Here is a 19,906-nt window from a genome sequence, read left to right on the forward strand (position 1 = left end):
ATCGGTATCCCGCCGTTTTCGACGGTGCAGGGTCAGGCGTGGCCGGTTCCGGGACGACCGGGGTCGGCGCTCGTCCGCTGGAATGCCTACGCGGGGCTGACAGTGGGCGCCGGACGGGATCGTGGCGCCCGTTGCGCCCGGTGTGTACGCCAATTTCATCCCCTGACCTGCGCGAGTTCGGCCCGGGGCGTAGTGCCTCAAGTCAAGATGCCCGCGAAAGCGGAGTGGTGCCTCAACTAGAAATGCCCGCCAAGCGGGTGGGTCAGGAGACCTTGATCCGGATGCCTTTGCGGACGTCGGGTAGGGCCGTGGGAATCGAATCGAGGTAGAGCTGTTCGGTCTTGTCCTTGGCGAGTTTGAGCAAAACGGCCTGCAGGTCGGCGATCTGGCGGCCGATGGCCGCGGGGTTGAGCGAGTCTCGGTAGGCGACCAGCTCTACCTGCTGGGTCGAGGTGAGCACCCGTGCTGCGAGCAGCCGGTCCAGCGGCGTCTTCGGCTTGTCGTAGAGCCGGGTACGTCGTCCGTTGCGGTCGGTCCCGAACCCGACCGGTTTCTTGGTCGGGGTCAGGTAGTTGAGCCGGTCGTTGACCAGCCGCCAGAGACGGTTCAGCGCGGCCCGTTCCTCGACTGTGTCGTAGCGGTAGTAGAAGCCGTACTTGCGTACCAGGTGGTTGTTCTTCGACTCGATGGTGGCCTGATCGTTCTTCTTGTAGGGCCTCGATCGGGTGAAGAAGATCTCCCGTTCGCCGGCCCACTTGATCACGGCCTTGTTCAGGAACTCGCTGCCATTGTCGAAGTCCAGGCCGGTCACCTCGAACGGGACCTCATCGACGCCTGCTTTGAGTGCACCCAGGATGTGGACGTGGGCGTTGTTGCGCACGGTGGACGTGAACACCCAGCCGGTGTGCACGTCGGTCAGGTTCAAGGTGCGGGCGAACTCGCCCTTCAACGTCGGCCCGCAGTGCGCGACGGTGTCGCCTTCGAAGAACCCCGGCTCGGCTTCAACCTCGTCACCGGACTTGCGGATCTTGATCGAACTACGCAGCAGCGGTGAGGGTTTAGTCGTCGAGATTCCCCTGATCCGGTCGGTGGCCTTGGCCGGTTTGAGGTACCGGTCGATCGATGCCGGCGACATCGACAGCAGTTCCTCCCGGACCGTCCGGCTGTACCGGTCGAGGCCGTCGACGAGTTCGCCGTGGCGTTCGAGCCCATCGAGCTGGATTGTCATCGACGCGGCGAGGTACTTCCCGCACTGTCCACCCGAGGCAGCCCACACCCGCTGCAGCACCTTCACGGCGTCGTAGGAGTACTTCGGTGCCCGTTGCTTCCTCGGCGGCTCGACGACCCGCCGGCCAGTTCCCGGTGGCCGTTTCGCGGCCGCGACCAGCCGACGTCGGGCGTTGTCCCGCGACCAGCCGGTCACCGACATCACCTCGTCGAGGACTCGGCCCTTGTCCGTCTTGCTGGCCTTCACATACGCCTTCGCGTACCTGCTGGTGACCTCGGCACGAGACTGCATCGACAACCCATTCCTCATGCCCCACCACACTCACCGTTTCGCGGGCATTCCTACGTGAGGCACGGAGAGGGGTTTCGCGGGCAGTTTTCGTGAGTCTCGTCGCGGGGGAGACAACCGGCCGGATGTGTGGTTCACTATTGGAGGTCGTAAGTTTTGTGTTTGTGTTTCCCACGCTCGCAAATCGATGGTTGCGAGCGTTTGGACGTCCTCCACAGGAATTGTCATAGACGGTCGTGTTCAATGACCCAGGTAACCGAGCCGGTTGCTTGAAGAAGTTACTGTGTTAGAGGAGATTTACATGGCAGAGGGCATCGTGAAGTGGTTCAACTCCGAGAAGGGGTTCGGCTTCATCGCCCCCGAGGATGGCAGCGCTGACGTGTTCGTCCATTACTCGGAGATCCAGAGCGGCGGCTTCCGCACGCTCGAGGAGAATCAGCGCGTTTCGTTCGAGATCGGCCAGGGCAACAAGGGCCCGCAGGCCACCGGCGTCACCCTGATCTGAGAACGGCCATGACTTCCCGGTTCGCCGGGACATGACGTTCGAGCAAGGCCCCACTCGTCAGAGTGGGGCCTTGACTCGTTTCCGACCGGCTACGCCGACCGCAGGTGAGCGGCCTGATACCCGAGATTCATGGCGCAGACCAGCCAGAGTTGCAGTGCGGAATTCTCCGACGGACCGAACAGCCCGATCACCGCAGCGGCTCCGAGCGCCGCGGCGACGAAGAACGTGGCCGTGCCGAGCGCCCGCCGGGGCCTCGACGAGAAGATCACCACACCCGTCACGAAGAGCGCCCACAGTGTGGTGGCGAGGATGGTCGCGGTGACGAACCAAGCCGTCGAGTACCTGCTCGGCCACGTCCACGGCTGGGTTCCGTTGTCGAGGGTGCACACGAACGCCAGCGAGAACTCCATGATCACCACCGTCGCGCCCGCGAGCGCCAGATGACCCCCGACGAGCACCTTCCCGACTGTTCCCGTCCCCGCAGGCGCCCGCGCGCGCCCCTCCTCGACAATCGTGTGCTGCATCCCCGACTACCCCGCCCTTTCTGTCGTCACCTGGTTGGACGCCGCGCAGGACCGTCCGGTTCCCACAGATTTTCGGTCCACGGTGACGGCTGAACGGCGTCTCGGTCAGGCGTTACCGTAGCGGTCGGCGAAGAGGCGGTGGCGCTCACCCACCCGCCGGCACTCTTCGCGCAGCTCAGGAGGGTCGAGGACGGTGAAGTCGACGCCGAATGCGCTGAGCCAGTTGGCTATCGACGGCACGGAGTCGCCGCCGAGCGCGACCGCGCATCGTCCGTCGGGCATTTCTTCGAGGGTTCCCCAGTCTTCGTGCACCAGGGTCGCCATCTCGTCGATCGACGCGTGCAGCAGCACCCGTGCGCGGATCCGGGTGACGGCGCGGTTGATGCCGCGTGCGACGAATTCGGCGGCGCCGCCGGGCGGTAGTTCGCGGGGCGCGAACCGCGGTCCTGTCGGGATCTTGGGTGTCAGGCGATCCATGCGGAACGACCGCCAGTCGGCGCGCGTGAGGTCCCAGGCGACGAGGTACCAGCGCAGCCCGGATCGGACGAGACGGTACGGCTCCACTTCACGCCGGCTCTCGGTGCCGTCGTGGGTGCGGTAGTCGAACCGGAGTCGTTCGTGGTTGTGGCACACGGAGGCGACGGCCGACAGGATCTGCGCGTCGACGGCGCTCTTCGCGGGCTCGCGGTGGACCACGTCGACCTGCAGCGCCTCTAGGCGGTGCCGCAGACGGGACGGCATCACCTGCCGGAGTTTGGTGAGCGCTCGCATCGACGCCTCCCCGATGCCCACCACGGACCCGGTCGCACCGGATTGCAGGCCGAGTGCGACGGCCAGGACTTCCTCGTCGTCGAGGAGCAGGGGCGGCATTTCCGCGCCCGCGCCGAGTTGGTAGCCACCGCCCACCCCGACCGTCGCGTCGACGGGGTACCCGAGGTCGCGGAGTTTCTCCACGTCTCGCCGGACCGTGCGTGGGGTGATGCCGAGCCGGTCGGCGAGTTCTGCCCCGGACCAGTCCTTTCGGGTCTGGAGCAGCGACAGTAGCCGGAGGAGTCGTGCCGAAGTTTCCCGCATGCGTCCCAGAATGCCATCGATAGAGGACATCTTCGGTCCTCTATCGACTGCGGGTAACGGTAAGTAACGATTTTCCCACCAGCCCCACGAGTGTCACTACACTGGCGCCGACGCTCCACGGACCATCGCATGTGTACTTCGTGAAAATCCGACGGAAAGGTCTCAGCGTGACGCAGTTTCGTGTTCGGCCCATTTCTTCAGCAGTCAGGGCGCTGCTCGCCACCGTCATGACCACCGCCTTCTGCCTGGCTCTGGCGGTCTCGACCACCGCGACGGCATCCGCCTCGGCCGCCGACCTCTTCAACAGCGCGCAGGGCAGATTCGCCGCGGGTGACACCCGTGGCGCCCTGGCGGACATCGGTGGCGCCGTCGCCGGCGAACCCGGCGACACCAATGCGCTGGCGTTGCAGGCCATCTACGCCGACGCCGCGGGCGACCTGGTCACCCGGGAGACCGCGCTCGCCCGGCTCGGCGCGATGGACGGTGGGATGCGCGCCGGCGTCGACGGAATGCTGAACGCGATCAGAATTGCGTCGTTCACGCCCCCGAACCCACTTCCGGCCATCCAGGGTCCGTCCACCGCGATCATCGTCCTCGGTTACGGACTGCTACCCGACGGCGCGATGCGACCGGAATTGATCAACCGCCTGCAGGCCGCGCTCGTCCAGTCGTGGGCCTCGCCGATGTCGCCGATCATCGTCACCGGCGGCAACCCGCAGAACGGCATCACCGAGGCGGCCGCGATGCAGGGATGGTTGCAGTCGCACGGTGTCCCGGCGCAACGCATCCACCCCGAGCATCGTGCCGGATCGACGGTGGGCAACGCGCTCAACTCCGTTCCGCTCGCGCGCTCGCTCGGCGCGGGGGGTGCGATCATCGTGACGTCGGCCAACCACATCCGCAGGGCAACGGTCGATTTTAACGTCGCCGGACTGCCGGTGGTCGGGGCGATGAGCGCGATCACCAGTGCCGGTCAGCTGATCGCCGAAGTCATGCCGCTGACCAAGGATCAGCAACTCGGCATGTACCGCGACGCGATCAGGGTCTTCGGCATTCCCGCCGGCTACTGACGCGACTCGTATTCGGCCACGACCGGCGGCTGCGCGACGGGATCCGCGCCGCCGGGGCTGAGCCTTCCGTTTACGGCGTCCTGCATCTTCTGCTTGTCGAGCTGGCCTTCCCAGTTCGAGACGACGAACGTGGCGACACAGTTGCCGAGGAGGTTCACGAACACCCGCATCGAGTCCATGATCCGGTCGGCGCCGAGCAGCACCGCTACCGCCGCGACGGGGAAGATTCCGAGCGCGGTCGCGGTCGCCGACAGCGCGAGGAACGACGACCCGGGTACGCCTGCCATGCCTTTCGACGTGAGGAGCAGGATGAACAGCGCGCCGAGCTGGTCGGCGACGGACAGGTCGTGGCCGGTGGCCTGGGCGAGGAACAGTGTCGAGATGGACAGGTAGATCGCGGCCCCGTCGAGGTTGAACGAGTATCCGGTCGGCACCACGAGCCCGGTCGCGGCCTGTGAGTTCCCGGCGCCGACGAGCTTGGTCATGATGCGGGGAAGCACTGCCTCGGACGATGCGGTTCCCAGCGCGAGACCGAACTCCTCCTTGGTGTAGCGGATGAACGTGAAGATGTTCAGTCCCACGGCGACCTTCGCGATCAGCGCGAGGACGAGGACGAACAGCGCTCCGGCGAGGTAGCAGCAGGCGATGAGCTTGGCGAAGCTGCCGAGTGTGGAGATTCCGTACTGGCCGATGATGAACGCCATCGCGCCGAACGCGCCGATCGGGGCGAGCCGCATGATCCAGCCGATGATCATGAAGATGATGTGGCTGAGGTGGTCGACGAATTCGAGGACCAGCGGGGGACCGTGCTCGCCGTACTTGGCCAGCGCGATGCCGAAGAGCACCGCGAAGAAGAGGACCTGCAGAAGTATGTTGTCGGCGAACGCGCCCACCACACTGGTGGGGACGATGTCCATGAGGAATTCGACGGCGCCGGGGAGTTCGCCACCGCCTGTCTTCTCCGAGATCTGCTCGGTGCCGTCGGCGAGGGTGGCCGGGTCGATGTCGAATCCGGCGCCGGGCTTGACGATGTTGCCCATGACCAGTCCGAAGAGCAGCGCGAACCCGGTGACGGCGGTGAAGTAGATCAGTGCCTTCACGCCGATGCGTCCGACGGCCTTGACGTCGCCCACCTTGGCGATTCCCGTGACGACCACCGTGAAGATCAACGGCGCAATGAGCATCTTGATCAGCTTGACGAACGTGTCGCCGATCGGTTTGAGCTCCGACCCTACCGTCGGCCACAACCAGCCGAGAGTGATGCCGCCGACGATTCCGACGAGAAGCTGGACGAACAGGTTGGTGTACCAGGGCGATCGCGTCCCGGTTGTCGACACGTCGCCGCCGGGTGGGGGATGGGCGTCAGTGGAGATGGCCATTGGGGGAACACTAGGAAGGTGCTGTGACGGGTTCGTGTCACGAATGTTTCCGCGGTGAGAACGGCGGCCGTTCCGGGCGTGGGCGGTGCCACACTGCAGTTCGTGGCAGTATTGCGACGCACCGACCGCAGGAGGACACATGCGCTTGTCGCCCCACGAGCAGGAGCGTCTGCTCCTGAGCTACGCCGCGGAACTCGCGCGCAGGCGCCGGCAACGCGGCCTCGTGTTGAACCATCCGGAGGCGGTGGCCCTCATCACGGATCACATCCTGGAGGGGGCCCGCGACGGCCGGTCGGTGGCGGAGTTGATGGTGTCCGGTCGTGAGGTGCTCACCCGGTCCGACGTGATGGAAGGCGTCCCGGAGATGCTGCACGACGTGCAGGTGGAGGCCACGTTCCCGGACGGAACCAAGCTCGTCACCGTCCACGATCCGATTGCGTAGGGGTGACCGTGATTCCAGGTGAAGTCGTGTGCGCCGAGGGCGTGATCGAGCTCAACGAGGGTTCTCCCCGCACCGAACTCGAGGTGGTCAACACCGGTGACCGCCCGGTCCAGGTCGGGAGTCACGTTCATTTCCCGCAGGCCAATCACGCCCTGCAGTTCGACCGTTCCGCCGCCCACGGGCTGCGGCTGGACATTCCCGCCGGCACCGCGGTGCGCTTCGAACCGGGTATCGCGCAGACGATTTCACTCGTCCCCCTGCGCGGGACCCGTGAGGTGCACGGGCTGAGCCTCACTCCTCCCGGAAAGCTGGACGCGTCATGACCGAACTCAGCCGCGCACGTTACGCCGAGCTGTTCGGTCCCACGACCGGTGACCGCATCCGGCTCGCCGACACCGACCTTCTGATCGAGATCACCGAGGACCGCAGCGGTGGGCCGGGGCTGGCCGGCGACGAGGCGGTGTTCGGTGGCGGAAAAGTGTTGCGCGAGTCCATGGGTCAGGGTCGCGCGACCCGCGCCGAGGGTGCCCCCGACACGGTGATCACCGGCGTGGTGGTCGTCGACCATTGGGGAATCATCAAAGCGGACGTCGGTATTCGGGACGGACGCATCGTCGCGCTCGGTAAGGCGGGCAACCCCGACACGATGTCGGGGGTCCACCCCGATCTGGTGGTGGGTCCGTCCACCGAGATCATCGCCGGGAACGGCAAGATCCTGACGGCAGGCGGTATCGACTGCCACGTGCACTTCATCTGCCCGCAGATCATGGACGAGGCGCTGGGTGGCGGCATCACGACGATGATCGGCGGCGGCACCGGCCCCGCCGAGGGCAGCAAGGCCACCACCGTCACCCCTGGTTCGTGGCACACCGCCCGGATGCTGGAGGCACTCGACGGCTGGCCGATGAACATCGCGCTGCTCGGCAAGGGCAACACGGTCAGCTCCGAGTCGATGTGGGAGCAGTTGCGCGGCGGCGTCTCCGGGTTCAAGCTGCACGAGGACTGGGGTTCGACTCCGGCCGCCATCGACGCGTGCCTCACCGTCGCGGACGCCGCGGGAGTGCAGGTGGCCCTCCACTCGGATACGTTGAACGAGGCCGGTTTCGTCGAGGACACTCTCGCGGCCATCGCCGGACGGGCGATCCACGCCTATCACACGGAGGGGGCGGGCGGCGGCCACGCGCCGGACATCATCACGGTGGCCGCGCACGCGAACGTTCTGCCGAGTTCGACCAATCCGACCCGGCCACACACGGTCAACACACTCGACGAGCATCTCGACATGCTCATGGTGTGCCATCATCTGAGCCCGAAGATCCCGGAGGATCTGGCGTTCGCGGAGAGCCGCATCCGGCCCTCCACCATCGCGGCGGAGGATCTGCTCCACGACCTCGGCGCCATCTCCATGATCGGCAGCGACTCGCAGGCGATGGGACGCATCGGCGAGGTCGTGTTGCGCACGTGGCAGACGGCGCACGTGATGAAACGCAGACGGGGATTCCTGGCCGGCGACAACGGCGCCGACAATCAGCGCGTCCAGCGGTACGTGGCGAAGTACACGATCTGCCCTGCCGTCGCGCACGGGTTGGAAGCCGAGATCGGATCGGTCGAGGTCGGCAAGCTCGCCGACCTGGTGCTGTGGGATCCGGCGTTCTTCGGCGTCCGGCCGCACGCGGTGATCAAGGGCGGGATGATCGCGTGGGCTGCGATGGGCGATGCCAACGCGTCCATACCGACTCCGCAACCGGTGCTTCCGCGTCCGATGTTCGGGGCGGCGCCCAAGGCTGCGGCCGCCACGTCCGTGCACTTCGTCGCTCCGCATGCCCTCGAGGACGGACTGGCCGATCGGCTGGACCTGAGCCGTCGACTGGTGCCGGTCGCGAACGTGCGGTCGCGGGGCAAGTCGGACATGCCCCGCAACGACGCGCAGCCGCGGATCGAGGTGGACCCGGACACGTTCACGGTCCGCATCGACGGCGACGTGTGGGAAGAGCAACCGGCGGCGGAACTGCCGATGGCCCAGCGATACTTCCTGTTCTGATGCGCCTCGCTCACCTGATGTCTCTCGCCGACTCGCGGCTGCCCACGGGCGGCCACGTGCATTCGGGCGGCATCGAGGAGGCCGTCGCCAGCGGTGTCGTCCGCGACGTCGCCACGATGGAGGCGTTCCTGCTTCGCCGGATACGGACCGCCGGGCTCGTCGGGGGATCGATCACCGCGGCGGTGTGCGCCGGCCGGCTCACCGCCGAACACGCCGACGCCGAGATGGATGCGCGCACCCCGTCCCCGGCGGCGCGGTCGTCGTCGCGGGCGCAGGGGAGAGGTCTGCTGCGGCTGGCCCGCACCACGTGGCCGGGGCACGACTGGTCGCCGCTGGGCACACGCCCGCACCTGCCCGTGGTGTCGGGGGTGGTCGGATCCGTCACCGCGGTCGAACCGCGGGAGGCGGCGCTGGTCGTCGTGTACACCACCATGACCGGGTCCGCGATCGCCGCGCAGCGTCTGCTCGCTCTCGATCCCGCGCAGGTCGCCGCGTGCACGTTCGCACTGTCCGACCTGTGCGACGACGTCGCAGGCCGGTGCGTGACCGGACTGTCCAGCGTGTCCGACCCCTTCATGGATGTCGTCGCCGAGCGGCACGTTCTGCGGAATCGCCCCCTGTTCGTGTCGTGACACTCAGCTGTATCCCAGTAAGGAGAGATCAACCATGCCACCGCATTTCATCGATGGTGAACCCCACGACCACCAGCACGACCGTCCCCGGCGGGTCCGGGTGGCGGGGGAGCCGGTCCGGATCGGGATCGGTGGGCCCGTCGGATCGGGCAAGACGGCGCTCGTCGCCGCGCTGTGCAGGCAACTGCGCGAGGAGTTGTCGCTGGCCGTGCTCACCAATGACATCTACACCACCGAGGACGCGGACTTCCTGCGACGCCACGCCGTGCTGCCGGACGAGCGGATCGCCGCCGTGCAGACCGGTGGGTGCCCCCACACGGCGATCCGCGACGACATCACCGCCAACCTCGACGCCATCGACGACCTGATCGCGGCCAACCCGCCGCTCGATCTGATCCTGGTGGAGTCCGGTGGCGACAACCTCACCGCGACGTTCTCCTCGGGCCTGATCGACGTGCAGATCTTCGTCGTCGACGTCGCGGGTGGTGACAAGGTTCCCCGCAAGGGTGGCCCCGGTGTGACGTTCTCGGATCTCCTCGTCATCAACAAGACCGACCTCGCACCCATGGTCGGAGCCGATCTCGGGGTGATGCGCCGTGACGCCGAGCGGGTCCGCGAGGGACGGCCCACGGCGTTGATCTCGTTGACGGAGGACCCGTCGTCCGGACCGGCTCTGGAGTGGGTGCGCGAGCAGGTGCGCACCCTCGCCGACGTGCACCAGTAGTGCGCACCGAACTGACGATCGTCGCGTCCCCCGACCGCAGTCCGCGGATCTCCGCGGTCGGGGGACTGGCGGCGCGGATCACCGGCCGCGACACGGTCCACGTGATCGGCACCGCCGCGACCCCGCTCGGCGGCGATCACTGGGAGATCACCGTCCGGGTCCTGCCGGGTGCCCGGCTGACGCTGCGCAGCGTCGCCGCGTCGCTTGCCTTGCCCGGCCGGGGTCGTGTGCTGTCCACTGCGCAGTGGTCGGTGGAGGTCGCGGACGACGCCGTGCTCGACTGCGCGCTCGAACCCACGGTGATCGCGGGCGGCGCGGAGCATCGCGTCGAGACGACGGTGTCCCTCACCGAGTCGTCGACGTTGCTGCTGCGTGAGCGGGTGCAGATCGGCCGGGCGGGGGAGAGCGCGGGACGCTGGGTCGGGGTCACCAACGCCGACCTCGGCGCCCTGCCGTTGCTCCGTCACCAGCTGGAACTCGGCGTCGGCACCGTTTCGCACGACGTTCTGGACGGCCCCGCGGCCGTCACGAGTGAACTGCGGTACCCGGACGACCGGGTCGCGGACGTCACCGGTGACATCCGGTCGGCGCGGACCCGTCTGCCCCTCGCCCGCGGCGGCAGCCTCACCACCCGGCTCGGCCCGCGCCTGTGACGCGGTGAGCGGCAAAGTGCGTGATGGTGCGCATTTCCGCACCCGTACCGGGAGCGCCTAAGCTCTACCCTTGTGCTTTCCGTCGTTCCTCGCCCCGTCGTAGTCAGGGCCCCGTCCAAGGTCAATCTGCATCTGGCCGTCGGGGACTTGCGTGACGACGGCTATCACGAGCTGAACACGGTGTTCCAGGCGCTCTCGCTCAGCGACACGGTGTCGGTGGCCCCCGCGGAGACGCTGTCGGTGACGGTCCGCGGTGAGGACGCCCGCGTCGTGCCGACCGACAGCAGCAACCTCGTGTGGCAGGCCGCCGAGATGCTCGCGGCCGAGTCGGGGCGGCGCCCGGACGTCGAGATCGCCATCGACAAGGGCATCCCGGTGGCCGGGGGCATGGCCGGCGGCAGCGCGGACGCCGCGGCGACGCTGGTCGGGCTGAACGCGCTGTGGCAACTCGACCTGTCGCGGGAGGAACTCGACGGGTTCGCCGCGAAGCTCGGCAGCGACGTTCCGTTCTCCCTCCACGGTGGCACCGCGGTCGGCACGGGACGCGGCGAGCGACTTCTGCCGGTGCTCTCCCGCAGCACGTTCCACTGGGTGCTCGCGCTCGCGAAGGTCGGCTTGAGCACACCGACCGTGTTCCGGGAGCTGGACCGGTTGCGTGCCGACGGGAATCCGCCGCGACTCGGCGGACCCGAAGACCTGATGCACGCGCTCACGACGGGCGACGCCGCGACGCTGGCCCCGTTGCTGGGCAACGATTTGCAGTCGGCCGCGCTGTCGCTGAATCCGGGCCTGCGGCGGACGCTGCGAGCCGGGGTCGCGGCGGGCGCACTGGCCGGAATCGTCTCCGGGTCCGGTCCGACCTGTGCCTTTCTTTGTGCTGAAGCGGATGCCGCGGTCCGGGTCAGCGCAGAACTCGCAGGTGCGGGGGTGTGTCGCACGGTGCGGGTCGCCAGCGGACCCGTACCGGGCGCCCGAATAATCAACGACGCGGCGGAGGGATCGCACTGATGGCGAATCTGATCAATCTCGAGCAGGTATCGAAGTCCTTCGGCATCAAGCCGCTGCTCGATTCGGTATCGCTCGGAGTACAGGAAGGCGAACGCATCGGCGTCGTCGGCCTCAACGGTGGTGGCAAGACCACCTTGCTCGAGGTGCTGGCCGGCGTGGAGGCGCCCGATTCCGGGCGTGTCAGCCGGGTCGGCGGCCTGCGCATGGCGGTCGTGACCCAGCGTGGCGTACTGCCGCCTGGCTCGAGCGTCGGCGACGTGGTGCTCGGACCGCTCGGGGTGGCCGACCACGAGTGGGCGGGCGACGCCCGCATCCGGTCGATCCTGGCCGGCATCGGCATCGACAACCTGGGGCTCGAGGTGTCGGTCGACGGGCTGTCCGGTGGTGAGCGGCGACGCGTCGCACTGGCCGCCGCGCTCGTCCAGGACCTCGACCTGCTGGTGCTCGACGAGCCGACCAACCACCTCGACGTCGAAGGTGTGCAGTGGCTGGCGGAACATCTCGTCGGCCGTCGCAGCGCGCTGGTGGTCGTGACCCACGACCGGTGGTTCCTCGACACCGTGGCCAACCGCACGTGGGAAGTGGTGGGCGGCAAGGTCGAAAGCTACGAGGGCGGATACAACGACTGGATCTTCGCCCGCGCGGAGCGTTCCCGGCAGGCCGACGCGTCCGAGGAACGTCGCCGCAACCTCGCCCGCAAGGAACTGGCCTGGCTGCGCCGCGGTGCACCCGCCCGCACGTCCAAGCCCAAGTACCGGATCGAGGCCGCCGAGGCGTTGATCGCGGACGTCCCACCGCCCCGCGACAACGTCGCGCTGGCGTCGTTCGCGCAGCGCCGGCTCGGCAAGGTCGTCATCGAACTCGAGGATGCGCGCCTGGAGACGCCGGACGGCCGGGTGCTCGTCGACGACCTCACGTGGCGGTTGGCGCCGGGGGAGCGGGTCGGCCTGGTCGGCGTCAACGGCTCCGGCAAGACGACCCTCCTGCGCACGCTCGCCGGGGAGATCTCGCCGGCGTCGGGCAAGCGCATCCAGGGACAGACGGTGCACATCGGCTGGCTTCGTCAGGAACTCGACGATCTGCCGACGAACATGCGGGTGCTCGAAGCAGTCAAGGACGTCGCCGAGCGGATCACGTTGGGCGACAAGGAGGTGTCGGCCGGGCAGCTCGCCGAACGGCTGGGCTTCACGCCGGCGCGGCAGCGGACACCGGTCGGTGACCTGTCCGGTGGCGAGCGTCGCCGGCTGCAGCTGACCCGTGTGCTGATGTCGGAGCCGAACGTACTGCTGCTCGACGAGCCGACCAACGACCTCGACATCGACACGCTGCAGCAACTCGAGGACATCCTCGACGGCTGGGCGGGCACGATGGTCGTCATCAGCCACGACCGGTACCTGATCGAACGCATCTGTGACTCCACGTGGGCGTTGTTCGGCGACGGTAAGCTGACCAACCTGCCTGGTGGGATCGAGGACTACCTGCGTCGCCGGGCGAAGATGGTCGACACCGGCGCGCCGTCGGTGGCGTCGACGGCAACCGGTGCGTCGGCCCCCAAGCAGGTGCGGGACGGGGCCGCCGAACGCGCCGCGCGCAAGGAATTGTCGCGTCTCGAGCGGGCCGTGGCGAAGCTGGACGACCGGGAACGGAAGCTGCACGAGAAGCTGGCGGAGGCGGCCACCGATCCGGACAAGCTGCAGAAGCTCGACACCGAACTCAAGCAGGTCGTCGCGGAGAAGGAAGCCACCGAGGAACAGTGGATGGCGCTGGCCGCCGAACTGGATTAGCGTCCCCGGCCGGTCAGAACCGCAGCGACAGGATGCCGTCGCGGTCCGTGACGTCAACGGACCGCCCGATCACCGACCGCGCCGGGGTCTGCGCGAACGCGGACAGTGCGAGCGCCTCCTCGGAGCCGGTGTGTCCGGCCAGGCGCCGGCCGTCGGGTGTGTGCGCGACGACGAAGCCGGTCGCGGGGGCGCCGTCCCGCCCGTGCTCCACCGTGGATGTGACGATGTCGGCTCGTCCTTCGTAGCTGGTGACGAGTTCCGGCGCCTCCGACGCGAGCTGCACCGGCTCCGGATCGCCGACGTATCCACCCGGGTGCGGGGCGCCTGCCAGCAACACGACGTGCTGGTACGTCAGATAGCCGCCGTTGCCGTGGACCAGGGCCGGTCCCGCGCCTTCCCGCAGTCGGCGGGTGACCTCGGCGATCGAGTGCAGGGTGTAGCTGTTGAGGGGACCGCCGAAGAACGAGTGGCCGCCCGTCACGCTCGGCACGATGCTTTCGGGCAGGCCGAGCGTGCGGGTGAGTAGCTTCGGTACCACCGGGAAGCAGCTGTACGCGTCGACGATGTCGAGTGCCGAGGCGTCGATCGATGCCCGCGACAGTGCCCGGTGCACCGCGTTCGTCATCGCTGCGGACGTGCCGAAACCGTTGCGGCTCAGTACGTCCACGGGGTCGGCGGCTCCCGCGCCGCCCCACAGGTACACCGTGCGATCCTCCGGAACGCCGTGGTCCCGCGCGACGGCCAGCGAGCACACCAGCACCGCGGCGGCCTGATCGACGAACGGCATGGCGTTGAGCATCAACGGGTACGGCTCGCACACCATCCGGTTGCCCGGACCCACCGTGGCGATCTCCTGAACGGAGTACACCTCGGACGTCCACGACGCCGGGTTCTTCGCCGCCAGTTCGGAGAACGCCGAATACATCCGGGCCGACGCGGCCAGCGACTGATCGGGTCCGACACCCGACTCGTGCGCCACCCGGTTCTCGAACAACGGGTACACCCGGGTCGGAACGATCAGGCCGGCGCGCTGCATCGCGGGACTCCCGAGATCCGCCGGGTCGAACGCGGGGGGACCGCCCGGCGCCGACGCCCAGCCCAGTGACGCGGGATCGGTGCCCGACTTCCGGAGCGCCGTCATGGTCGCCTGCGCCTCGCCGCCGACGAGGAGCGCCGCCGACGACCGGCCCGCGGCGATGTCGTCGCCGATGCGGTCGAGGAACGCCGCGGGCCAGTGGCCGCCGATCGGGGACGTGCTCGATCGTGGTGACGGCAGATTCAACCGGGCGGCCAGCAGTCCGGGGAGGTCGTCGTACGACCAGCTGACGGTCTTCACCGCATGGATCGCGTCGATCCGGGAGCCGAGGGTAGCGGAGCCGCTGTCGGCGAGAGCGGCACGCGCGGCGTCGGTGATCAGGTCGAGCGGTTCACGCGGGGCTGCCGGATCGCCTGCTCGGCCGGAGCGGATGTCGCCGACTCCGACGATCACCGGTATGCGGGTCGGATCCATGGATTCCCCTCTCGCGTGACCACGTCAGCGTCACCATAGCGCCGGACGAGATACCTGTGGATCCGGGGTCACAGCAATCCTGACCGGATTTCGAAAGGTTCTGTGTAGCAGTAGAACTGGAATGCCGATGCTCGGGGGTGCGAAATCTTCGGGCCCGCGGAGGCCGGCGGCCCCGGGCCTCGCCAGGTGAGGGTAGCCTAAGGTAGTGTGACGGGTATGCGGGTGCGCAGGCCATGCAGTCATTTCGTAACCTTTTCGTGTCCCGGATCACGGCCTGAATATGCATGATCCGGGCAAAACGGGGGAAACCAAGGCGAACCTGCAGATTATCCGACTAATCTGCAGTCCAGGGCTTGCATGTTCGCTGCACAGGAGGCGGGGGTCATGGATCTCGAAGCAATCAAACAGATCGAGCAGCTCAAGCACCGTTACTCACGTGCTCTCGACACGAAGTCGTGGGTGGAGTTCGCCGACACGATGGTCCCGAACGTCACGGCGACGTACAGCGAATACCTCACGTTCGATTCCCGTGACTCGTTCGTGTCCTTCCTCGAGAACACTCTCGGGACCCACGTCATCACCGAGCATCAGTGCGGCCAACCCGAGATCACCGTCACCGGTGACACCGCGGTAGGGGTGTGGTTTCTCGCGGACACCACGCTGATTCCCGAGGACGGCATGCTGCTGCGCGGGTCAGCCTATTATCACGATCGTTATCTTCGGTGCCCCGACGGCAACTGGCGGATCACGCACACCGGCTACGAACGCACCTGGGAATCGGTTGCGGCGCTCTCCGACTTCCCGAGCTTCCGGCTCACCTCCAACAAGTGGGCGATGTTGCAACCTCCGGCGTCAGCCTGAGGGAGCACACTGGGACTCGACGCACCGCGGACACTGGGAGGTGACGATGGCTTCGGACGTCCCTGTTCCCGGCGCGCTGCCGTACCTGACCGTGCGGCGGGGTGTCGAGGCGATCGAGTGGTATTCCAAGGTATTCGGCGCCGAGGTGGTGGGTGAGCCGATCGTCATGGACGACGGCCGGGTCGGTCATGCGGAACTGCGGTTGCCGACCGGCATGATCTATCTCGCCGAGGAATTCCCCGAGATGGGCCTGACCGCGCCGGAATCCGGTTCGACGTCGGTGAGTCTGATGTTGTCCGTCGACGACCCCGATGCCGTCCTGGTGGGTGCCCGCGACGCCGGCGGCACGGTGGAGCGGTGGATCTCGGAGGGGCACGGACACCGCAACGCGACACTCATCGATCCGTTCGGCCACCGTTGGATGCTGGTGGGGCCGACCGATCCGGCCGCGTCGGCCTGAGGGTCCGGGCGCGGCTACTGTCGGCGCATGCCGACAACACCCGACCGATCGTCGTTTCCGGACACCCGCGCATGGATTCGCGCCCTGCCCGCACTCGGCGGCGAGACACCTCCGCCCGTCGACGCGCTTCCGGATGCGCCGACCACACTGTTTCTCGACTGGATCACGCAGGCTGCGGCGGCCGGTGTTCCGGAACCGCACGCGGCTGCGTTGTCGACCGTCGATGCCGACGGCAATCCTGACGCGCGTTTCCTGCTCCTCAAGGACGTCACGGAGCAGGGCTTCTGGTTCTCGGGTGACACTCGCTCACCGAAGGGTCGTGAACTTGCTACGAATGCCGTTGCGGCACTGTCGTTCTACTGGCGCGAACAAGGTCGGCAGGTGCGGGTGCGCGGTTCCGTCGTCCAGGGCGATCCGGCACTGTCCGCCCGCGACTTCCGCGAACGGTCGGTCACCGCGCGGGCCGTGGCAGCCGCCAGTCGTCAGAGCGAGGTCCTGGACGATCCCGCCGACTACGAACGCGCCGTCGCGGCGGCGGTGGCCCGCATCGAGGCCGACCCCGACTTCGTGTCGGGCACATGGCGGGCATGGTGCATCGTCCCCGACAGTGTCGAGTTCTGGCAGGCGGACGCCGGGCGCAGGCACGTGCGCCAGCTCTACCGCCGCGAGTCCGGCCGGTGGATCCGCGAGGTGCTGTGGCCCTGACCGCGCCCGGCGGCGGGGGTCAGCGTGCGGTCGCGGACGGCGAGCGCAGGTCGACGACGATCGACTGGCCGTTCAGCTTCGCGTGGATCTCGGGGCGCTCGAACCCGGCCGCGACGAGGTACTCGCCGAGCAGCGCCAGCAGTTCGTCGGCGTCCACCGTGGGATCGGCGGAGTGACTGCTCTCCGAAGCCTGGTGCTCCTCGAGCAGTTCGGTGTGTGCAAGACGGCCCGCGACTCGCACGGCTGCCACTCCCATCGCGTTGCGTCGCATGACGGTGCGTCCACGAGATGCGGGCGACGCCGTCGTGTCGGAGGCCTCGGCCGGCTCCTCGGTGCTGTGCGAACCCGAGCTGCGCGTCGGCAGCGGGAAGGTGAACTTCTCGGCGGAGCTGGCCGTGGACTTGCCGTTGCCATTGCTGCCGGTCAGCCCGCCCGTGCTCGGTTCGGCGAAGGGGGACTCCGACGCCGAACCCGTGCCGGCGTAGCCGTTGCTGCCCGATCCGTTGGTGGAAATGCCGTTCTCCATCGTGTCGCTTCCTGCTCGTGGCCAAACGGGTACCGCGCAAAGCCCGTCAGTGTGCTCGATTCGACCTGAAAGCTACCAGGAGGGTCCGGCGGGCCGCACACCTCTACGGCTCACCGGACCCCCTCGGCCCTCAATTCCCGGGCCCAGGCGGACGCGTGCTTCGTGAGCACGCCGGCGATCCGCTCCAGCTCACCCGGGTACGACGCGACCTCGGCGGGCATGGACACGCTGAGGGCGCCGGTGGCGGGGATTCGGTAGGGCACGACGGTCGCGATACACACCACGCCGACCGTCCCCTGTTCCCGTTCCAGGCCCACCCGCGGTTGCGCACCTCGCCCAGTTCGGTGACGAGGTCGTCGATGTCGGGGGATCGCCCCGGTGATGTGGTGCGCCGGGTCCGCCGCAGCCTGCCCACCGTGACACCGCGGATGGAGGTGACTCCGAAACAGCATGTTCCTGCACCACGAGCGTCGGTGTGGGACACGGTCAAACCCGCACCACCGCACGGTGATACAGGTAGCCGTGACACACATCCATCTCAACTATCCGTTGCGCCAGTGGCGGAGAGTGTGAGATCTATGTAGACGCTGTAGTAGAAGACGCTAGTCCGCGGCGGCCACGAGCGGCTCGAGCGTGAGGTCGGGCAGCTCCTTCTGGATGTACTGCAGGCGCCACTTGTCGCTGACCAGAGCGAGCATCACCCCGTCCGAGCGGGTGAACACCTCGACGCCGCGCTGACGGTTCAGCTCGTCGGCCGACTCGGCGTCGGTGCGCCGCGCCAACGCGTAGCCCAGGGGTTCCATCCGGGCCTCGACGTTGAACTCGGCCTTCATCCGCGCCGCGACCACCTCGAACTGCATCGGGCCGACGGCCGCCATGACCGGGGAGGCGTCGCCACGCAGGTCGTTGCGGAGGATCTGCACGACACCCTCGGAATCGAGCTGATCCACGGCCCGCCGGAACTGCTTGTACTTGCCCGCGCTCTCGGCCCGCAGGATGGAGAAGTGCTCCGGCGCGAACGACGGGATCGGCGGGAACTCCACCTTCTTCTCGAAGAACAGGGTGTGTCCGGGGGCGAGCGCGGTGGCGTTGACCAGTCCGACCACGTCGCCGGGGTACGCCGATTCCACGGTCGAACGCTCGCGACCGAACACGGTCTGCGCGTACTTCGTCGTGAACGGTTTGCCGGTCTGGGCGTGGGTGACCACCATGCCGCGCTCGAACACGCCCGACACGATGCGCATGAACGCCAGCCGGTCGCGGTGCGCGGTGTCCATGCCTGCCTGGACCTTGAAGACGACCGCGCTGAACGGGTCGGTGACCTCGCGAGGGGCGCCGGCGACGTCCTCCCGGGCGCGCGGCGGCGGCGCCAGCTCGACCAGCGTGTCGAGGATCTGGCGGACACCGAAGTTGAGCATCGCCGACGCGAAGATCACCGGCGACGTCTGGCCGCCGAGGAACAGCTCCTGGTCGTGGTCCTGACCGGTGGCCGACAGCAGCTCGCTCTCCTCCGCGGCGGTCTCCCATTCGGAGCCCTCCTTCGCGAGAGCGGCGTCGGCATCCATGACCTCTTCGGGGGCGATCTTCGCGCCACCCGCGGTACGCGTGAACCGGATGTACTCCCGCGGGGCACCGTCCTCGCCGCGCCGCAGCAGGCCCCGGAAGTCGCCGGCGATCCCGACGGGCCAGTACAGGGGAGTGGGGGTGAGACCGATGCGTTCCTGGATCTCGTCGAGAAGCTCGAGCGGCGTCTGGCCCGGCCGGTCCCACTTGTTGATGACCGTGATCACCGGGATTCCGCGGTGACGGCACACCTGGAACAGCTTCAGCGTCTGCGGTTCGAGACCCTTCGCGGCGTCGATCAGCATGACGGCGGCGTCCACCGCCGTCAGGACGCGGTACGTGTCCTCCGAGAAGTCGGAGTGACCGGGAGTGTCCACCAGGTTGATCACGTTGTCGACCGGCTCGTCCGCCGACGCCTCGGTGGAGCGGTAGTTGAACTGCAGGGCAGTGGAGCTGACCGAGATGCCGCGGGCCTTCTCCATCTCCATCCAGTCGGACACCGTCGACTTGCGGCCCGCCTTGCCGTGGACCGCGCCCGCTTCGGAGATGACCTTCGCGTGGAGCGCGAGAGCCTCCGTCAGCGTCGACTTACCGGCGTCGGGATGCGAGATCACGGCGAACGTGCGGCGGCGCGACGCCTCCGCCCGGACACCCTTCTCGGATTTCCCCTCCGGTGAGCCGGATGTGGCGACAGGCGCCGCCTCGGCTGGAATGGTGTCGGCCGAGTCGGACGGGGTAGTCAACGAAGAACCTCTCGGGGGACGGGGTGCGTGCAGGAAGACCGTGTGGCCGCATACCAGGTTACTCGGGTACCGAACACGAACTCGCAGCACAGTCACATCCAGGGAGGAGTAACGATCGGAGGCCGGTGAGGGATTTATATGGGTGAGTCGTCGGGGCGCTCCGGAGTTCACCGTTTCTGCGTTCGG

At 67.9% G+C, this 19,906-nt stretch carries 21 protein-coding genes and 1 pseudogene; 14 read left to right on the top strand and 8 right to left on the bottom strand.

All coding sequences use genetic code 11. The annotated features are described in order from the left end of the window. Nucleotides 1-262: 262 nt before the first annotated feature. Nucleotides 263-1,519, bottom strand: a complete 1,257-nt coding sequence (locus PSR88_RS28835; RefSeq protein WP_016881501.1) for an integrase catalytic domain-containing protein — start codon at nt 1,517-1,519, stop codon at nt 263-265. 298 nt (nt 1,520-1,817) lie between these two features. On the opposite strand from PSR88_RS28835, the gene PSR88_RS28840 reads away from it, so the two are divergent. Continuing rightward, a complete protein-coding gene (locus PSR88_RS28840) occupies nt 1,818-2,021 on the top strand; it encodes a cold-shock protein (RefSeq protein WP_005255446.1) in 204 nt (67 codons plus the stop codon). A gap of 89 nt (nt 2,022-2,110) precedes the next feature. On the opposite strand, the gene PSR88_RS28845 is transcribed toward PSR88_RS28840, so the two are convergent. Together PSR88_RS28845 and PSR88_RS28850 are read right to left on the bottom strand one after the other, a co-directional pair. Further along, nucleotides 2,111-2,545, bottom strand: coding sequence for a hypothetical protein (locus PSR88_RS28845; protein WP_016883476.1), 435 nt, complete (start codon nt 2,543-2,545; stop codon nt 2,111-2,113). Between the two features lie 105 nt (nt 2,546-2,650). After that, a complete protein-coding gene (locus PSR88_RS28850; protein WP_029539518.1) occupies nt 2,651-3,619 on the bottom strand; it encodes a helix-turn-helix transcriptional regulator in 969 nt (322 codons plus the stop codon). A 227-nt stretch (nt 3,620-3,846) separates the two neighbouring features. On the opposite strand from PSR88_RS28850, the gene PSR88_RS28855 reads away from it, so the two are divergent. Continuing rightward, nucleotides 3,847-4,689: an ElyC/SanA/YdcF family protein gene (locus PSR88_RS28855; RefSeq protein WP_029539517.1), complete on the top strand. Its 843-nt coding sequence runs from the start codon at nt 3,847-3,849 to the stop codon at nt 4,687-4,689. On the opposite strand, the gene dctA is transcribed toward PSR88_RS28855, so the two are convergent. Further along, entirely contained in the window at nt 4,683-6,068 is a 1,386-nt protein-coding gene (gene dctA / locus PSR88_RS28860; RefSeq protein ID WP_016883474.1) for a C4-dicarboxylate transporter DctA, read from the bottom strand. The two genes, PSR88_RS28855 and dctA, sit on opposite strands and share 7 nt — an antisense overlap. A 139-nt stretch (nt 6,069-6,207) precedes the next feature. Here dctA and PSR88_RS28865 point away from each other — a divergent pair, with 139 nt between their 5' ends. The 8 genes from PSR88_RS28865 to PSR88_RS28900 all read left to right on the top strand — a co-directional run bounded on the left by PSR88_RS28865 (nt 6,208) and on the right by PSR88_RS28900 (nt 13,352). Then, nucleotides 6,208-6,510 (top strand): urease subunit gamma, encoded by a 303-nt coding sequence (locus PSR88_RS28865; RefSeq protein ID WP_005238744.1) that lies wholly within the window; start codon nt 6,208-6,210, stop codon nt 6,508-6,510. 8 nt (nt 6,511-6,518) lie between these two features. Next, on the top strand, nt 6,519-6,833 hold the full coding sequence (locus tag PSR88_RS28870) for an urease subunit beta (RefSeq protein WP_029539516.1): 315 nt from the start codon (nt 6,519-6,521) through the stop codon (nt 6,831-6,833). Next, nucleotides 6,830-8,551, top strand: a complete 1,722-nt coding sequence (locus tag PSR88_RS28875) for an urease subunit alpha (RefSeq protein ID WP_011597810.1) — start codon at nt 6,830-6,832, stop codon at nt 8,549-8,551. Before PSR88_RS28870 ends, PSR88_RS28875 begins: the two co-directional genes overlap by 4 nt. Beyond that, entirely contained in the window at nt 8,548-9,183 is a 636-nt protein-coding gene (locus PSR88_RS28880; RefSeq protein ID WP_411755680.1) for an urease accessory protein UreF, read from the top strand. Before PSR88_RS28875 ends, PSR88_RS28880 begins: the two co-directional genes overlap by 4 nt. A gap of 34 nt (nt 9,184-9,217) precedes the next feature. Beyond that, on the top strand, nt 9,218-9,907 hold the full coding sequence (ureG, locus tag PSR88_RS28885; protein ID WP_009478935.1) for an urease accessory protein UreG: 690 nt from the start codon (nt 9,218-9,220) through the stop codon (nt 9,905-9,907). After that, nucleotides 9,907-10,560, top strand: coding sequence for an urease accessory protein UreD (locus tag PSR88_RS28890; RefSeq protein ID WP_011597812.1), 654 nt, complete (start codon nt 9,907-9,909; stop codon nt 10,558-10,560). Before ureG ends, PSR88_RS28890 begins: the two co-directional genes overlap by 1 nt. A gap of 72 nt (nt 10,561-10,632) precedes the next feature. Continuing rightward, nucleotides 10,633-11,568: a 4-(cytidine 5'-diphospho)-2-C-methyl-D-erythritol kinase gene (locus tag PSR88_RS28895; RefSeq protein WP_011597813.1), complete on the top strand. Its 936-nt coding sequence runs from the start codon at nt 10,633-10,635 to the stop codon at nt 11,566-11,568. Next, complete coding sequence (locus PSR88_RS28900; protein WP_009478938.1) at nt 11,568-13,352, top strand: ABC-F family ATP-binding cassette domain-containing protein; 1,785 nt, start codon at nt 11,568-11,570, stop codon at nt 13,350-13,352. The genes PSR88_RS28895 and PSR88_RS28900 overlap by 1 nt, the downstream gene beginning before the upstream one ends. A gap of 13 nt (nt 13,353-13,365) precedes the next feature. On the opposite strand, the gene PSR88_RS28905 is transcribed toward PSR88_RS28900, so the two are convergent. After that, nucleotides 13,366-14,862, bottom strand: a complete 1,497-nt coding sequence (locus tag PSR88_RS28905; RefSeq protein WP_016883471.1) for an acetyl-CoA acetyltransferase — start codon at nt 14,860-14,862, stop codon at nt 13,366-13,368. 384 nt (nt 14,863-15,246) lie between these two features. Here PSR88_RS28905 and PSR88_RS28910 point away from each other — a divergent pair, with 384 nt between their 5' ends. Genes PSR88_RS28910 through PSR88_RS28920 form a run of 3 tightly spaced genes read left to right on the top strand, consistent with a single transcriptional unit; the run spans nt 15,247 to nt 16,888 of the window. Continuing rightward, complete coding sequence (locus PSR88_RS28910) at nt 15,247-15,723, top strand: nuclear transport factor 2 family protein (RefSeq protein WP_016883470.1); 477 nt, start codon at nt 15,247-15,249, stop codon at nt 15,721-15,723. Between the two features lie 46 nt (nt 15,724-15,769). Continuing rightward, a complete protein-coding gene (locus PSR88_RS28915) occupies nt 15,770-16,183 on the top strand; it encodes a VOC family protein (protein WP_016883469.1) in 414 nt (137 codons plus the stop codon). A gap of 27 nt (nt 16,184-16,210) precedes the next feature. Next, entirely contained in the window at nt 16,211-16,888 is a 678-nt protein-coding gene (locus PSR88_RS28920; RefSeq protein WP_016883468.1) for a pyridoxal 5'-phosphate synthase, read from the top strand. A gap of 19 nt (nt 16,889-16,907) precedes the next feature. On the opposite strand, the gene PSR88_RS28925 is transcribed toward PSR88_RS28920, so the two are convergent. Together PSR88_RS28925 and PSR88_RS28930 are read right to left on the bottom strand one after the other, a co-directional pair. Then, nucleotides 16,908-17,414 carry a hypothetical protein gene (locus PSR88_RS28925; RefSeq protein ID WP_016883467.1) on the bottom strand — a complete coding sequence of 169 codons (507 nt, stop codon included), beginning with the start codon at nt 17,412-17,414 and terminating at the stop codon, nt 16,908-16,910. A 110-nt stretch (nt 17,415-17,524) separates the two neighbouring features. Continuing rightward, complete coding sequence (locus tag PSR88_RS28930) at nt 17,525-17,731, bottom strand: hypothetical protein (protein ID WP_016883466.1); 207 nt, start codon at nt 17,729-17,731, stop codon at nt 17,525-17,527. Nucleotides 17,732-17,803: 72 nt separating this feature from the next. On the opposite strand from PSR88_RS28930, the pseudogene PSR88_RS28935 reads away from it, so the two are divergent. Beyond that, nucleotides 17,804-17,998: pseudogene (locus tag PSR88_RS28935) on the top strand (DNA-binding protein); the annotation flags it as partial. Nucleotides 17,999-18,016: 18 nt separating this feature from the next. Here the strand turns inward: PSR88_RS28935 and PSR88_RS28940 are convergent. Further along, nucleotides 18,017-19,720, bottom strand: coding sequence for a peptide chain release factor 3 (locus tag PSR88_RS28940; protein WP_029539515.1), 1,704 nt, complete (start codon nt 19,718-19,720; stop codon nt 18,017-18,019). Nucleotides 19,721-19,906 lie beyond the last annotated feature (186 nt).

The organism is Rhodococcus sp. DK176 (genome assembly GCF_038447315.2).
GTDB lineage: Bacteria > Actinomycetota > Actinomycetes > Mycobacteriales > Mycobacteriaceae > Rhodococcus_F > Rhodococcus_F jostii_A.

Excerpts from the sequence above, each read along its gene's own strand:
- PSR88_RS28835 (WP_016881501.1), bottom strand. The coding sequence starts at position 1,519 with ATGCAGTCTCGTGCCGAGGTCACCAGCAGGTACGCGAAGGCGTATGTG.
- PSR88_RS28840 (WP_005255446.1), top strand. The coding sequence starts at position 1,818 with ATGGCAGAGGGCATCGTGAAGTGGTTCAACTCCGAGAAGGGGTTCGGC.
- PSR88_RS28845 (WP_016883476.1), bottom strand. The coding sequence starts at position 2,545 with ATGCAGCACACGATTGTCGAGGAGGGGCGCGCGCGGGCGCCTGCGGGG.
- PSR88_RS28850 (WP_029539518.1), bottom strand. The coding sequence starts at position 3,619 with ATGCGGGAAACTTCGGCACGACTCCTCCGGCTACTGTCGCTGCTCCAG.
- PSR88_RS28855 (WP_029539517.1), top strand. The coding sequence starts at position 3,847 with ATGACCACCGCCTTCTGCCTGGCTCTGGCGGTCTCGACCACCGCGACG.
- dctA (WP_016883474.1), bottom strand. The coding sequence starts at position 6,068 with ATGGCCATCTCCACTGACGCCCATCCCCCACCCGGCGGCGACGTGTCG.
- PSR88_RS28865 (WP_005238744.1), top strand. The coding sequence starts at position 6,208 with ATGCGCTTGTCGCCCCACGAGCAGGAGCGTCTGCTCCTGAGCTACGCC.
- PSR88_RS28875 (WP_011597810.1), top strand. The coding sequence starts at position 6,830 with ATGACCGAACTCAGCCGCGCACGTTACGCCGAGCTGTTCGGTCCCACG.
- ureG (WP_009478935.1), top strand. The coding sequence starts at position 9,218 with ATGCCACCGCATTTCATCGATGGTGAACCCCACGACCACCAGCACGAC.
- PSR88_RS28900 (WP_009478938.1), top strand. The coding sequence starts at position 11,568 with ATGGCGAATCTGATCAATCTCGAGCAGGTATCGAAGTCCTTCGGCATC.
- PSR88_RS28905 (WP_016883471.1), bottom strand. The coding sequence starts at position 14,862 with ATGGATCCGACCCGCATACCGGTGATCGTCGGAGTCGGCGACATCCGC.
- PSR88_RS28910 (WP_016883470.1), top strand. The coding sequence starts at position 15,247 with ATGGATCTCGAAGCAATCAAACAGATCGAGCAGCTCAAGCACCGTTAC.
- PSR88_RS28915 (WP_016883469.1), top strand. The coding sequence starts at position 15,770 with ATGGCTTCGGACGTCCCTGTTCCCGGCGCGCTGCCGTACCTGACCGTG.
- PSR88_RS28920 (WP_016883468.1), top strand. The coding sequence starts at position 16,211 with ATGCCGACAACACCCGACCGATCGTCGTTTCCGGACACCCGCGCATGG.
- PSR88_RS28925 (WP_016883467.1), bottom strand. The coding sequence starts at position 17,414 with ATGGAGAACGGCATTTCCACCAACGGATCGGGCAGCAACGGCTACGCC.